Origin of the sequence: Natronococcus sp., from assembly GCF_047921035.1 — an archaeon.
Lineage (GTDB): Archaea > Halobacteriota > Halobacteria > Halobacteriales > Natrialbaceae > Natronococcus.
On record NZ_JBLRWX010000002.1, the window covers coordinates 23,081 to 36,590 of the forward strand.

Consider the following 13,510-nt stretch of genomic DNA (forward strand, 5'->3'; position numbering starts at 1 on the left):
GACGGCTATGCCGCGACTCCAGCGGGGACTCGTACTGGGCGGAATCGTGCTCAACACGTCGGCGTTCGTCTACTCCCTGTCCGTTCGATCGGTGCTGTACGCGACGGTGTTTCTCGTCGTCACCGCGTATCTGATCGTCGTCTACCGGGCGAACGACGGCTACGCGGAGTGAGACCGACACACCGGGGATGCCCGCCTTTCGTCTGACGACCGACGTCTGTAACGGAGTGGCACAACAGTTATGTGACCTCCCGCGACTAGCAGTTATCACGCACAAGATATGCAAGCGGTTAGCAAACGATCGGTGAGCGCTCCCCGTTTCCCGACCGACCGGCTCGTGGCTCGGCGGACGGCCCGATCGGTCGCCGACGACGGGACCGACGGGTAGACGCCCTCGGCGGCTTCCCGAGTCGGTTCCGGCCCCGCTTGCAACAGAAACCCGAACACCAGACAACCAATGGCTACACACGACAGACCGATCGACGGAGACCCTGCGACGGATCGTCGCGCGGCGTACGACTACCAGAACGACACGACCGAACGGACCGATCTCGTCGACGCGCTCGAGCGACGGGTCGACGGCGACGTCCGCTTCGACGAGTACTCCCGCGAGCTGTACGCGACCGACGCCAGCGCCTACGAGATGCTGCCGATCGGCGTCGTCTACCCGACCGGAACCGACGACGTCGCCGCGGTGATGAGCTACTGTGCGGACCACGAGATCCCGGTACTCCCCCGAGGGGGCGGAACGAGCCTCGCCGGCCAGACCGTCAACGAGGCCGTCGTCCTCGATTTCACCCGCTACATGAACGCGGTGACGGACACCGATCCCGACGCCCGGCGGGCTCGAGCCCAGGCGGGGATCACGGTCGGCGAACTCAACCGGACCCTCGAGCCACACGGACTCAAGTTCGCCCCGGACCCGTCGACCGCCGACCGGAGCGCCCTCGGCGGCGCAATCGGGAACAACACGACCGGAGCGCACTCGCTGCAGTACGGCAAGACCGACGCCTACGTCGAGGAGGCGGAGGTCGTCCTCGCCGACGGCTCCGTCGAGCGGTTCGGCGAGATCGACCTCGAGGAACTGCGCGAACGCGCCGACCCCGACGGGGAGCTCCTCGAGCGGATCTACGCGGAAGTCGCTCGGATCGTCGACGAGGAGAGCGACGCCGTCGAGGATGCCTACCCGACGCTGAAGCGAAACGTCTCGGGATACAACCTGGACATGCTCGTCGAGGAGGCAAAGAGCGGAACCGTCAACCTCGCGAGGCTGCTGGTCGGCAGCGAGGGCACCCTGGGGATCGTCACGGAAGCGGAGGTCTCCCTCGAGACGATCCCGAACACGACCTCTGTCGCGGTGCTTTGCTACCACAGTCTGCTCGACGCGATGGACGACGTCGGGGACATCCTCGAACACGATCCCGCGGCGGTCGAGGTGTTGGACGACGTGTTGCTCGACCTGGCGCGAAACACCGAGGAGTTCGCCGACGTCGTCGGCATCCTCCCGGAGGGGACCAGTTCGTTCCTGCTGGTCGAGTTCTACGCCGACGACGAGGAGGCGGGCCGCGAACTGGTCGAGGCGCTGATCGACGACCGCGAGGGCGAGATCGCGTTCGACGCGCTGACGGCCTACGACGAGAAACAGCAGTCCCGGCTCTGGAAGATGCGAAAGGCCTCGACGCCGATCCTGCTCTCCCGGACCGGTGACGAGAAACACATCGCCTTCATCGAGGACATCGCGATCCCGCCGGAGCACCTCACGGAGTACGTCGCGGACTTCCAGGAAGTTATGGAGGAAAACGGGACGTTCGGAAGCTTCTACGCCCACGCCGGGCCGGGCTGTATGCACGTCCGACCGCTCGTCAACACGAAAACGGCCGAGGGGGTCGACACGATGGAGGCGATCGCCGACGGCGCGACGGACCTCGCGGTGAAGTACGGCGGCAGCGTCTCCGGCGAGCACGGCGACGGTCGCGCCCGGACCCAGTGGAACCGAAAGCTGTACGGCGATCACATCTGGAACGTCTTCCGCGAGCTGAAGACCGCGTTCGATCCCGACTGGCTGCTCAACCCCGGTTCGGTCTGTGGCGACCACGACATGACCGAGAACCTCCGGTTCGGTCCCGACAGCGAGTTCGAGGCGGGCTTCGACCCCGCCCTCAACTGGGAGAACGAGAACGGGTTCCAGGGAATGGTCGAGCTCTGTCACGGCTGTGGCGGCTGTCGGACCAGCCAGGAGGGTACTGGCGGCGTGATGTGTCCGACCTACCGGGCGGCCGACGAGGAGATCACGAGCACCCGCGGGCGGGCGAACATGCTCCGCCAGGCGATGACCGGGGAACTCGAGCCCGACGAGGCCTTTTCCGACGAGTTCGTCACCGAAGTGATGGACCTCTGTGTCGGCTGTAAGGGGTGTGCGAAGGACTGTCCGAGCGAGGTCGACATGGCGAAGCTCAAGGTCGAGGTCGAACACGAGTACCACCAGCGAAACGGCGCCTCGATCCGCGAGCGCATGTTCGCGAACATCGACACCCTCTCGAAGCTCGGCAGCGCCACCGCGCCGCTGTCGAACTACGCGCCGAAACTTCCCGGCGCGCGGATCGCGATGGAAAAGACGGTCGGCATCGCCCGGGAGCGGTCCCTGCCGACGTTCCACCGGGAGACGTTCACCGACTGGTTCGAGAGCCGGGAGCCAGCGGTGGATCCGGAGACGGCCGACCACAAGGTCCTGCTGTTCCCGGACGTCACCACGGAGTACAACGATCCCGAGATCGGCAAGGCGGCGGTTCGGCTCCTCGAGGCCGCCGGCGTCCACGTCGATCTCCCGTCCGGAACCACCAGCAGCGGCCGCCCCGCCTACTCGAAGGGCTTCCTCGAGACGGCCCGCAAACAGGCCGAACAGAACGTCAACGCCCTGATTCCGAGAGTGCGGAACGGCTGGGACGTCGTCGTCTGCGAGCCGAGCGACGCGGTCATGTTCCAGTCGGACTACCCGGACCTGGTCACCGGTCACGACGTGAGCGACGTCGCCGAAAGCGCCTACGGGGTCTGCGAGTACCTCGACGTCCACCGACTCGACGACCGCCTCGAGTTCGAGCCCGTCGACGAACGCCTGACCTACCACGGCCACTGCCACCAGAAGGCGACGAAGAAGGACCACCACGCCGTCGGCGTCCTCCGCCGGGCGGGGTACGGCGTCGACCCGCTCGACAGTAGCTGTTGCGGGATGGCCGGCTCGTTCGGCTACGAGGCCGAACACTACTCGATGAGCCGCGCGATCGGCACGCAGCTGTTCGGCCAGATCGACGAGAGCGACGGCGACGGCGTCGTCGCTCCGGGAGCGTCCTGTAGAACCCAGATCGGCGACGAGTACGACGAGAAACCGCCCCACCCGATCGCGAAACTCGAGGCGTCGCTCGAGTAAGCTACACCTTGTACTTGTTCAGCTCGATGACGTTCGCGGTGCGACGGAGCTGCTCGACGAACTCGTTTTCCGCCCAGTCATCGTCGATACGGGCCGTCGGCGCCGAGATGCTGATCGCGCCGATAACCTCGGAGTCGAACCGGATCGGCGCGGCGATACAGCGCAGCCCCTCAAGGCGCTCCTCGTCGTCGACGGCGAACCCTCGTTCCCGGGTGCGCTCGAGCGCGTCGTAGAGTTCGTCCCGAGTCGTGATCGTCTTCGGCGTGACGGGCGGCAGGCCGTGGCGGTCGATGATCTCCTCGACCCGCCCTTCGGGGAGATGCGAGAGGATCGCCTTGCCGAACGCCGAGCTGTGCATGGGGTGGCGACAGCCGACGTAGGTGTCGAGGTCGACGGCCCGCTCGCCCTTCGCGCGACAGAGATAGACGCCCTCGCCGCCCTCCTCGACGACGAAGTGGACCAGCTCCCCGGACTCCTCGGCCAGCGCCTCGACCTGCGGTTCGGCGACCCTGTAGACGTCCATCTCGCTGCGGAGCTGGCCGCCGATGTCCAGAAAGCGCAGACTCAGCTCGTAGGTGTTCCCGTTCTTGACGACGAACCCGTGCTCCTCGAGCGTGCTGAGGTGGTTGTGGATCGCGCTCTTGCCCATGCTCAACTCGTCCGCCAGCGTCGTGATCCGCGCTCCCCCGCGGCGATTGAGCTCCTCGATAAGCGTCAGCGACTTCTCGGTCGTCCGGACGGGGTGTTTGGCCCGTTTTTCCATACGCGAAGCCAGTCAGTGGAGACCAATAAAGGTTGGTCTCTCATAGAGAACGCTGCGATCCTCGAGTACCGGCCCTCACGATGGGGAATCGACGATTACGGTCGCCGACAGAAACTGCTCCTCTCAGCAGAAGTGGACGTAGACGCCGTCTGAGGTCCGAAAGCGCCGTTCGGTACTACGTGCGAAAATCAGGGTTTGCACGGAAAGGGAGTTCTCACATCGAGAACGATTGCTCGTCGTAGTCGCGACGGTCCGTCGTCGGTCTCGAGCCGACACCGACGCCTCGAAGCGGAGGAATTGCCCGTCCGCGAGGATAGGTTAGTGCTACGGATGTCGGCGTCGAACGGTGCCGTCGGACGCCCGCTGCCGCCATCGCCTGCGAGCACGAACTGCGGACGTCGTCGGCCGTGCTCGAGAGCGCTCGCCACCGCGGAGGGAGCCGGGACGAGCCGACAGGGTGAGAGTAGGGATCCGTCTCCTCGAGCACGAGCGTCCAAAAAGAACGAAACGATCCGGTTCGCGGTACCGAACCCGGTTATCCGACGAGGCTCGCGCGCTCGACGAGGTCCTCGCCGTAGAGGTCCTCGAGGTCCTCGTGCTGGTCGGGGCGGTTCTCGTAGACGTCCTGGAACAGCGTGATCGGCGTCTGAGCCGCCTGGTAGGTCGCCTCGTCCCACATGCGGTCGTTGCTGACCTCGACCTCGACGCCGTCGATGACGAGCGTCCCCGATCGCTCCATCGCGATGGCGCCCTTGCCGGCCTCTTTGGCCGCCTCGAACTCCTCCATCGAGTCGACGATGTCGTCCAGGCTCGGGATGTAGGAGGTCATGTCGAGCAGCTCCTCGGAGAGCTCCTCGCCGTCGAGTTCGAGCTCGTCGCCGCCGACGCGGAGCGTGTACTGGTCGTCGCCCGTCTCCTCGAGTTCGACCTCGTTACCGCTGTAGACGTGGCGTCCGTCCTCCTCCTCGAGTTCGATCGTGCGGTCGTTGACCTCGAGCTGCCAGCTCCCGTTCTTCGGCGGCAGCGGCGACTTGTTGGCCTCGACGACCTGGCCGGGGGTGAGCGACCAGATGCCGAGCATCCCCTTCGCCTGGTTGTCGGTCATGCGCTCGTGGTAGCCCTCGACGTCGCGGATGTCGTCGTAGGGACCGTCGACCGCGATCAGACCGGCCGCGCTGGCGCCGCGGGAGGTGTTGTGTCGCAGCTCCGGCCACGGCGGCAGCTCGCCGGTGGGCGTGATCGCGCGCATGTCCTTGGTGTAGTCGACCTCGCCGTCGACCAGCATGAACAGGCGCTCGAGGTTGTTCGACGGCTTGCCCATCTCCTCGCGGAGGTCGCCCATCGCCAGCTCGGCCTCGCCGCTCTCGACGATGACCGACATGGCCAGACTCCCCTCCTCGAGGTCGTGCTCGTTCTCGACGATCGTGAGGAACTCGTCGGCCTTCTTCCAGTCGTCGATGTCGCCGACCTCCGGAATCACGAAGCCGTCGAGATGCTCGATGGCGCCGTTTTCGGGGTCGGCCAGCTTCAGGATCTGCTGGAAGCCCTGGTATCGCGTGGCGGGGCTCTCGCGGTGCCAGACGACGCGGGGGTGGATCTCGCCGGGGAAGTCGGCGCCTTCCTCCGAGATCACGTCGATCATGTTCTCGACACCCTCGGGTCGCATCGAGGGTGCGGTCGCGTCCTCGTTGTCCGGCACCCAGACGTCGGGCGCCTGCATGCCACGAAGTTGCGATGCGCTCTGCAGCATCTTGGCGGAGTCGTCCTCTCCTTCCACAGCAGTCGGCGTAGTAAAGAACGTCCGCACGAACTTCCGGTCGTGAAGACGGTCGGTATGCGTACTCATGAATCCATCTGGCTCTATTGCATTCTAATATTAAAATCGTTTGGTAACGCCTCGCGGCCGAGACGACCGAGTTCGGTGTGAACGTGCCGTATCCGGCCGGGACTCCGTGCGACGGTTCGGTACAGCGCCGCGGATCGAGGAACCGAACCGACCGACGGAGCAGCGATCGAACCCGATTCATGGACCGAGCGACCGAGTACTCGACGGTCAGCGTTCGTTCTGAGATAGAGAACTCGAGTCGGTTCCCCTTCTTTTACCACTCCGTAGCTCCGAGAGGATATCAGTATATTTACAGCAGTATTTTTGTAATTTGCTTCGGTTTCGGCCCCGCTGGTGCCGAATATTCTGAAATAGAGAACTCGAGTGCCGAACTATACTGGTTTGTCATTCCCGAGTCGGCGGATCGCCGTTCGGTTCGTCGACGCCGTCGATCTACGGGGCCGAGTTCCGCCGAGAGGGAGCGGAAAATCGGTCGTGCGGCCGCTCCGCCGCGGCGAGTGCGTGCCGATCCAGGTTAGTCGAGCGACTCGACGAGTTCGACCTTCCGTCCGTCCGGGTCGTAGACGAACGCCGTTCGGGCGCCCGCTTCGGGCTGATCGCCCGGTTCCTTCTCGACGCCGTAGTGGTCGATCTCCTCGAAGGTCGCGTCGACGTCGTCGACGCCGATCGCGAGGTGGTCCCACGACGACCCCTCCTCGAAGCTGTCCTCGCCCTCCGTGTCCGACAGCTGGAGTTCGACGCCGTTCTCGTCGGCGATATACCGGTTCTGGGTCTCGCCGTCGGGCGTCTCGAACTCCCAGCTCTCCTCGAAGCCGAACTGCTCGTAGAACGCGATCGTCTCGTCCGCGTCGGCGACGTTGATGTTGATATGGATGAGCTCCATACCGTTCCCCCGGTCGACCACCGTATTAAATTCACTGGATGCTACCGATCGACACGCCGAGTTCGCGGGACACGGGCGCTCGTCGGGTAGACGAGGAATCCTTGACCCTTTCAGAGTCTTTTTGACGGTCGGGCGGTATCACTCCACATGGCCTACGAGATAGCGAGTATTCCAGGCGACGGTATCGGCCCCGAGGTCGTCGACGCGACCCGGCCGGTGTTCGAGGACGTCGCCGAACGGCACGGGTTCGAACTCTCCTTCACGCGGTACGACTGGGGCACCGAGCGACACCTCGAGCAAGGCGCGATGATGCCCGACGACGGCCTCGAGGAGCTCGAGGGGTACGACGCGATCCTGCTGGGGGCGGTCGGTCACCCCGACGTCCCGGACCACGTCACGCTGAACAACCTCCTGCTGCCGATCCGCAAGGGGTTCGACCAGTCGATCTGCAAGCGACCCGCGATCCTCTTCGACGGCGTCGAGAGCCCGCTCGAGGGGTACGACGGCGGCGACATCGAGTTCGTCGTCTACCGGGAGAACACGGAGGGCGAGTACGCGAACGTGGGCGGCCAGGAACACCCCGGCCACGACCACGAGGTCGCGATTCAGAGCGCGGTCTTCACCCGAACCGGAACGGAGCGCATCGTTCGGGCCGCGTTCGACGCGGCGACCGAGCGGGAGGGCCACCTGACGAGTATCACGAAGTCCAACGCCCAGGCCCACAGCATGGTCTTCTGGGATCAGGTCGTCGAGGAAGTCAGCGAGGAGTACCCCGAGGTCACCGTCGAGCGCCTGCTCGTCGACGCGGCGAGCATGGACTTCATCCGCCGTCCCGAGGAGTTCGACGTCGTCGTCGCCTCGAACCTCTTCGGCGACATCCTGACCGACATCGGCGCGATCATCACGGGCAGCATGGGGCTGGCGCCCTCGGCCAACGTCGACCCCTCGAGGACCTACCCCTCGATGTTCGAACCCGTCCACGGCAGCGCCCCCGACATCGTCGGCGACGGGGTCGCGAACCCGCTGGCGACGGTGCTCTCCGGCGCGATGATGGTCGATCACCTCGGCGAGGAGGAAGCCGGCGACGCCCTCTGGGACGCCGTCACCGAACAGCTCGCCGACGCGGACGCCCCGCGGACGCCCGACCTGGGCGGCTCGGAGGGAACCGAAGACGTGGTCGAGGATCTCCGGACTCGGCTCTAACCGATCGATCGGCACCGTCACGACCGCCACAAAGAAGTCGATTTTACCGACGTTACTCGTTGAGCCAGAGGTCCAGACCCGTCGTCTCGTCGAAGTTCCGGACGAGGGGGTCCTCGAACGCGCGGAGGTGGACCTCGCCGGCGAAGACGGTCCCGCCCTCGAGGTGGCCCGCGAGGGTCTCGCCGTCCCGCCGGGAGAGCACGGCGTGGGTGTGAGCGAACACGTCGCCGTCGAGTTTCGCGATATTCCCCACGCAGGCGGCGACCTCGAGCGGTTCGTCGAAGGAGACCGACTGGTACTCCTCCTTGTCCTGGTCGTAGAACCAGATCTCGGCGTCCTGGACCGCGCCCATCGCGTTGAACCAGCCCGCCTCGACCTCCGCCGCTCGAGCGAGGCTCTCGATCTCGTCGCGCCAGTCCTGTCCGGTCTCGAGTCGCGCGAGGAACTCCCGCGTCGCCTCCACTTCCTGGTACTCCATACCGCAACACGCGCAACGTTGCTCAAAAAAGATTGCGGTGGCGGCGACGCGACCGCCGCTGCCCGGGACCCGGACCGACTGTGTTCGTTCTCCCGAGGCCCTGAATAATACGCAACATTCAATTCCCCTCCACGGAAGGAGTAGCGTATGACCGAGCGCCACGAGCTCGAGCAGCTGTACGTCCACGAATCGGTCGAAAACGTGATCCCGCCGGAGGCGTTCGTCGAGGCGTTCGACGATCTTCCGATTCCGGCCGAACTGGTCGGCGACGGCCGCGAGTACGGCCCGACGGACGCGGTGGCGACCTACGTCCCGCGACCGGAGTACCTGGACGCGGGCTGGGTCCACTGCATCCGCGCCGGCTACGACGAGTTCGACACCGACGAGTACGAACGGGAGGGAGTTCCGCTCACGAACAGTTCGGGGATCCACGGCTCGACGGTCAGCGAGGTCGCGCTCAACTGTATGCTCTCGTTGGCACGGCTAGGTCATCGCTACCGAGATCACCAGAACGAGAACGAATGGTGGGAGCCGCCGTACGAACGGCCCTTTACCCTCGAGAACGAGCGCGTCTGCGTCGTCGGCCTCGGGACGATCGGCGAGGCGACCGCGACCCGCTGTGACGCCCTCGGAATGGACGTCGTCGGCGTTCGCCGTTCGGACGAGCCGGTACCCGGCGTCTCCGAGATCTTCTCACCCGATCGGCTCCACGAGGCGATCGAGGACGCCAGGTTCGTCGTCCTCACCGTCCCGCACACGCCGGCCACCGACGACATGCTGAGCGACGCCGAGTTCGAGGCGATGCGCGAGGACGCCTACGTCATCAACGTCGCCCGCGGCCCCGTCGTCGACGAGGACGCGCTCGTCGAGGCCCTCGAGGGCGACGTGATCGCCGGCGCCGGCCTCGACGTCTTCGAGACCGAACCGCTTCCCGAGGAGTCGCCGCTGTGGGACTTCGACGACGTGATCGTCTTCCCGCACAAGGGGTCGGCGACCAACCGGTACCACCTCGACATCGCCGAACTCGTCGCGGAGAACGTCGATCGCTACCAGTCGGACGAGGAGCTGAAAAACCGCGTCGCCTGAGACCCGGGTCGATCAGTTCTCCGTTCGCTGTGCGTCGACGACCGCTACGGCCGCCAGATTCACGATATCCTTGACCTCGTCGCCTCGCTGGAGGACGTGGACGGGTTTGTCCATCCCCGCGAGCATCGGCCCGGTCGCCTCGGCGCCGCCCAGCCGCTGGAGTAGCTTGTAGCCGATGTTGCCCGACTCGAGGTTCGGGAAGACGAGCACGTTCGCGGGCTCCTCGAGTTCGGAGAACTCGTAGGTACCGTTGAGGATCTCCTCGACGACGGCGGTGTCGGCCTGCATCTCGCCGTCGACGGGGAAGTCGACGCTCGGGTCGGCCTGCAGCCGCTGGGCGGCCTCGCGGGAGGGACGCGTGCGCTCGTTGTCGACGCTGCCGAAGTTCGAGTACGACAGCATCGCCGCGCGGGGGTCGACGTCGAACCGGCGGGCGACGTCGGCCGTGTGGCGGGTAACCTCCTCGAGCACGTCGGCGTCGGGATCCTGGTTGACCGTCGCGTCGGCGATGAAGACCACGCGGTTCTTGAACGCCAGCATGTAGACGCCGGCGGCGTAGTCGGCGTCGTCACCAGTGCCGATCACCTCGAGGGGCGGACGCAGCGCCGAGGGGTAGTGGTGGGTCAGCCCCGTCAGCATGGCGTCGGCGTCGCCGACGTCGACCATCACGCTGCCGAGGTAGTTCGGGTCGCTCCGGACGAGTTCGTCGGCCTCGTTGCGGGTCATCCCCTTGCGCTGGCGCTGCTCGTAGAGGTGGTCGGCGTAGGACTCGTAGTCGCCGGTCGACGGATCGACGATCTCCGGCTCGAACTCGAGGCCGAGCCGGGTGACCGTCGTCCCGATCTCGTCGCGGTCGCCGAGCAACACCGGCGTCGCGATCCCCTCGTCCTGGATCTGGTAGGCCGCCCGGATCATCTTCTCGTCTTCCCCCTCCGAGAGGACGACCCGCTTGGGGTCGCTCTTGGCCTTGTTCAGGACGACCCGCATCATCTCGCGGGACTTGCCCAGGCGGGCCTCGAGGCGTTCCCGGTAGGTCTCGGGATCGACCTCGCTGCGGGCGGCCCCGCTCTCGATCGCCGCCTCGGCGACCGCAGGCGCGATCTCGAACAGCACTCGTGGATCGATCGGCTTCGGCAGGATGTACTCGGGGCCGAAGCGAAGCGGCTGATCGCCGTAAGCCTTGATGACGGCGTCGGGGACGTCCTGTTTCGCCAGGTCGGCCAGCGCCTCAGCGCAGGCGACCTTCATCGCCTCGTTGATCTCGGTCGCCCGGACGTCGAGCGCGCCCCGGAAAATGAAGGGGAAGCCCAGCACGTTGTTGACCTGGTTGGGGTAATCGGAACGACCGGTCGCCATGATCACCGTATCGTCGCGGGCGGCTTTCGCCTCCTCGTAGCCGATCTCGGGATCGGGGTTGGCCATCGCGAAGATGATCGGATCCGACGCCATCGATCGTACCATCTCCTGGGAGACGATGCCGGCGGCCGACAGCCCGACGAGGACGTCGGCGCCCTCCATCGCGTCCGCGAGTCCTCCTTCGGGCAGGTCGCGGGCGAATTCGCGTTTGTACTCGTTGACGTCGCCGGCAGCGGCGCGCTCCTCGGTGATGATCCCGGTCGAGTCACACATCGTGATGTTGTCGGGATCGACGCCGAGCGAGACGTAAAAGCGGGCCGTCGCGATCGCGCTCGCGCCCGCACCCGAGAAGACCACCTCGAGGTCCTCGAGGTGTTTGCCGACGAGTTCGGCGGCGTTCAGCAGGCCGGCACCCGAGATAATCGCGGTCCCGTGCTGGTCGTCGTGGAAGACGGGGATGTCCATGCGCTCGCGGAGCCGTTCCTCGATCTCGAAGCAGTCCGGCGCCGCGATATCCTCCAGGTTGATCCCGCCGAACGTCGGCTCCATCGCCGCGGTCGCCTCGACGATCGCGTCGGGATCGTCGAGTTCGAGTTCGAGATCGAAGACGTCGATGTCGGCGAAGCGCTTGAACAGGACCCCTTTCCCCTCCATCACCGGCTTCGAGGCCTGCGCGCCGATGTCGCCCAGCCCCAGCACGGCGGAGCCGTTCGAGACGACGCCGACGAGGTTTCCCTTCGTCGTGTACCGGTAGGCGTCGTCAGCTCGCTCGTCGATGGCGCGACAGGGGCCGGCGACGCCGGGCGAGTACGCGAGCGAGAGGTCCCGCTGCGTGCTCGTCGGCTTCGTGGTCGAGATTTCGATCTTTCCGGGCGGTTCCTCCTCGTGGTAATCCAGTGACTCGTCCTCGAGGGACATATGTCATCATATATCGTACGAGTGGTAAAGCTGTTTTTACCACCAACAATCATGCATGACCGGAGACGGGTACGGGAGCCGCGACCGATCCAGGAAAGCTACATACCGCGGTCCGTACATTGAAACGTATGGTTACGATTGCGAACCGTGACGCACTCGAGCGATCGCGCGCCCACGAGGTTGCACTCGATTGCCTCGTCGCCGGCCTCGAGGCCGCCCATCCCGAGCGAATCGTCGACGAGACGCTAACCGTCCGCGACGGCGTGCTCGCAGTCGAGAACGCCGCCGGAGACGAGCGCACCGAGTACGACCTGGACCGTTACGAGAACGTCTTCATCGTCGGGGGCGGCAACGCCGCGGGCCACCTCGCCCGGACCCTCGAGGACGCGCTCGGCGACGCGCTCGCGGGCGGAGTCATCGTCACCGACGATCCGGCCGGGACGTCGGTCGTCGAGGAACACCCGGGCGACCACCCTATCCCGAGCGAGGACGGCGTCGAGGGCGCCCGACGGGTGCTCGAGGTCGCCGACCGGGCCGGCGAGGACGACCTCGTACTGGCCTGTATCACCGGCGGCGGGAGCGCCCTGTTGCCGGCTCCCGCCGGATCGATCTCGCTTGCCGACCTCCAGTCGGTCACCGAGTCGCTGCTCGAGTGTGGCGCCTCCATCCACGAGATCAACGCCGTCCGCAAGCACTGCTCGGCGATCAAGGGCGGCAAACTCGCCCGCCGGGCGGCGCCGGCGACGGTCGCGACGCTCGTCCTGAGCGACGTCGTCGGCGACGACCTGAGCGTGATCGCCAGCGGCCCGACCGCCCCCGATACCTCCACCTACGCGGACGCCCTCGAGGTGCTCGAGCGATACGAGCTATCGGTTCCCGAGACGGTCTCGGCGTATCTGGCGGCCGGCGAGCGCGGCGAGAACCCCGAGACGGTGTCGCCGGACGATCCGCTGCTCGAATCCGTGCGGATCCACGTGCTCGGAAGCGGCCGGACCGCGATCGAGGCGGCCCGCGAAGTGGCGAGCGAGCGGGGGTACGATCCGCTCGTCCTCTCCTCGCGGGTCCGGGGCGAGGCCAGCGAGTCCGCGATCACCCACGTCGCGATCGCCGAGGAGTGCGCCGAGACCGGCGATCCGATCTCGCCGCCCGCAGTACTGCTCTCCGGCGGGGAGACGACCGTAACGCTCGCCGAGGATCACGGCAAGGGAGGCCCGAATCAGGAGTTCGTGCTCAGTGCTGCCGTCGAACTCGAGAGCGACGCGGTCGTCGTCGCGAGCGTCGACACGGACGGGATCGACGGCGCGACCGACGCCGCCGGGGCGATCGCGGCAACCGGCGACGTCCCGACGGCAGACGGGCGACGCGCGCTCGTGCGCAACGACGCCCTGCCCGTGCTCGAGGACGCCGGCGCGATCGTCCGAACCGGACCGACCGGAACGAACGTCAACGACCTTCGGGTCCTCGTCGTCGACTCCGAGGAGTGACTGCTGGGCTCCCCTCGGTCGGCAAACCTTACGGGAACCGCCAGTTCGTGTGGGTATCTACCGGATTGC

At 66.2% G+C, this 13,510-nt stretch carries 10 protein-coding genes; 5 read left to right on the forward strand and 5 right to left on the reverse strand.

The window, feature by feature from the left end; all coding sequences use genetic code 11:
• Positions 1–7: 7 nt before the first annotated feature.
• Both ACNA7R_RS00770 and ACNA7R_RS00775 read left to right on the forward strand, forming a co-directional pair.
• A complete protein-coding gene (locus tag ACNA7R_RS00770) occupies positions 8–172 on the forward strand; it encodes a hypothetical protein (protein ID WP_416281616.1) in 165 nt (54 codons plus the stop codon).
• 285 nt (positions 173–457) lie between these two features.
• Positions 458–3,424, forward strand: coding sequence for an FAD-linked oxidase C-terminal domain-containing protein (locus tag ACNA7R_RS00775; RefSeq protein ID WP_416281617.1), 2,967 nt, complete (start codon positions 458–460; stop codon positions 3,422–3,424).
• 1 nt (position 3,425) lies between these two features.
• Here ACNA7R_RS00775 and ACNA7R_RS00780 read toward each other — a convergent pair whose 3' ends face one another.
• The 3 genes from ACNA7R_RS00780 to ACNA7R_RS00790 form a co-directional block, all read right to left on the reverse strand.
• Positions 3,426–4,187, reverse strand: a complete 762-nt coding sequence (locus ACNA7R_RS00780) for an IclR family transcriptional regulator (protein ID WP_416281618.1) — start codon at positions 4,185–4,187, stop codon at positions 3,426–3,428.
• Between the two features lie 535 nt (positions 4,188–4,722).
• On the reverse strand, positions 4,723–6,033 hold the full coding sequence (gene aceB / locus ACNA7R_RS00785) for a malate synthase AceB (protein ID WP_416281620.1): 1,311 nt from the start codon (positions 6,031–6,033) through the stop codon (positions 4,723–4,725).
• 514 nt (positions 6,034–6,547) lie between these two features.
• Positions 6,548–6,916 (reverse strand): VOC family protein, encoded by a 369-nt coding sequence (locus ACNA7R_RS00790; RefSeq protein ID WP_416281621.1) that lies wholly within the window; start codon positions 6,914–6,916, stop codon positions 6,548–6,550.
• Between the two features lie 147 nt (positions 6,917–7,063).
• Here ACNA7R_RS00790 and ACNA7R_RS00795 point away from each other — a divergent pair, with 147 nt between their 5' ends.
• On the forward strand, positions 7,064–8,119 hold the full coding sequence (locus tag ACNA7R_RS00795) for an isocitrate/isopropylmalate dehydrogenase family protein (protein WP_416281622.1): 1,056 nt from the start codon (positions 7,064–7,066) through the stop codon (positions 8,117–8,119).
• A gap of 52 nt (positions 8,120–8,171) precedes the next feature.
• Here ACNA7R_RS00795 and ACNA7R_RS00800 read toward each other — a convergent pair whose 3' ends face one another.
• Positions 8,172–8,597, reverse strand: coding sequence for a PPC domain-containing DNA-binding protein (locus ACNA7R_RS00800; protein WP_416281623.1), 426 nt, complete (start codon positions 8,595–8,597; stop codon positions 8,172–8,174).
• 147 nt (positions 8,598–8,744) lie between these two features.
• Between ACNA7R_RS00800 and ddh the strand changes: the two genes are divergently transcribed.
• The gene (gene ddh / locus ACNA7R_RS00805) at positions 8,745–9,683 is read left to right on the forward strand and encodes a D-2-hydroxyacid dehydrogenase (RefSeq protein ID WP_416281624.1); all 939 of its coding nucleotides are present in this window, start codon (positions 8,745–8,747) and stop codon (positions 9,681–9,683) included.
• Positions 9,684–9,695: 12 nt separating this feature from the next.
• Here the strand turns inward: ddh and ACNA7R_RS00810 are convergent, their stop codons facing one another.
• Complete coding sequence (locus ACNA7R_RS00810) at positions 9,696–11,957, reverse strand: NADP-dependent malic enzyme (RefSeq protein WP_416281625.1); 2,262 nt, start codon at positions 11,955–11,957, stop codon at positions 9,696–9,698.
• Positions 11,958–12,085: 128 nt separating this feature from the next.
• On the opposite strand from ACNA7R_RS00810, the gene ACNA7R_RS00815 reads away from it, so the two are divergent.
• Positions 12,086–13,441, forward strand: a complete 1,356-nt coding sequence (locus tag ACNA7R_RS00815; RefSeq protein WP_416281626.1) for a glycerate kinase type-2 family protein — start codon at positions 12,086–12,088, stop codon at positions 13,439–13,441.
• Positions 13,442–13,510 lie beyond the last annotated feature (69 nt).

Bases quoted from the DNA above. Each gene is read 5' to 3' on its own strand.
- ACNA7R_RS00770 (WP_416281616.1), top strand. From the start codon at position 8: ATGCCGCGACTCCAGCGGGGACTCGTACTGGGCGGAATCGTGCTCAAC.
- ACNA7R_RS00775 (WP_416281617.1), top strand. From the start codon at position 458: ATGGCTACACACGACAGACCGATCGACGGAGACCCTGCGACGGATCGT.
- ACNA7R_RS00780 (WP_416281618.1), bottom strand. From the start codon at position 4,187: ATGGAAAAACGGGCCAAACACCCCGTCCGGACGACCGAGAAGTCGCTG.
- aceB (WP_416281620.1), bottom strand. From the start codon at position 6,033: ATGAGTACGCATACCGACCGTCTTCACGACCGGAAGTTCGTGCGGACG.
- ACNA7R_RS00790 (WP_416281621.1), bottom strand. From the start codon at position 6,916: ATGGAGCTCATCCATATCAACATCAACGTCGCCGACGCGGACGAGACG.
- ACNA7R_RS00795 (WP_416281622.1), top strand. From the start codon at position 7,064: ATGGCCTACGAGATAGCGAGTATTCCAGGCGACGGTATCGGCCCCGAG.
- ACNA7R_RS00800 (WP_416281623.1), bottom strand. From the start codon at position 8,597: ATGGAGTACCAGGAAGTGGAGGCGACGCGGGAGTTCCTCGCGCGACTC.
- ddh (WP_416281624.1), top strand. From the start codon at position 8,745: ATGACCGAGCGCCACGAGCTCGAGCAGCTGTACGTCCACGAATCGGTC.
- ACNA7R_RS00810 (WP_416281625.1), bottom strand. From the start codon at position 11,957: ATGTCCCTCGAGGACGAGTCACTGGATTACCACGAGGAGGAACCGCCC.
- ACNA7R_RS00815 (WP_416281626.1), top strand. From the start codon at position 12,086: ATGGTTACGATTGCGAACCGTGACGCACTCGAGCGATCGCGCGCCCAC.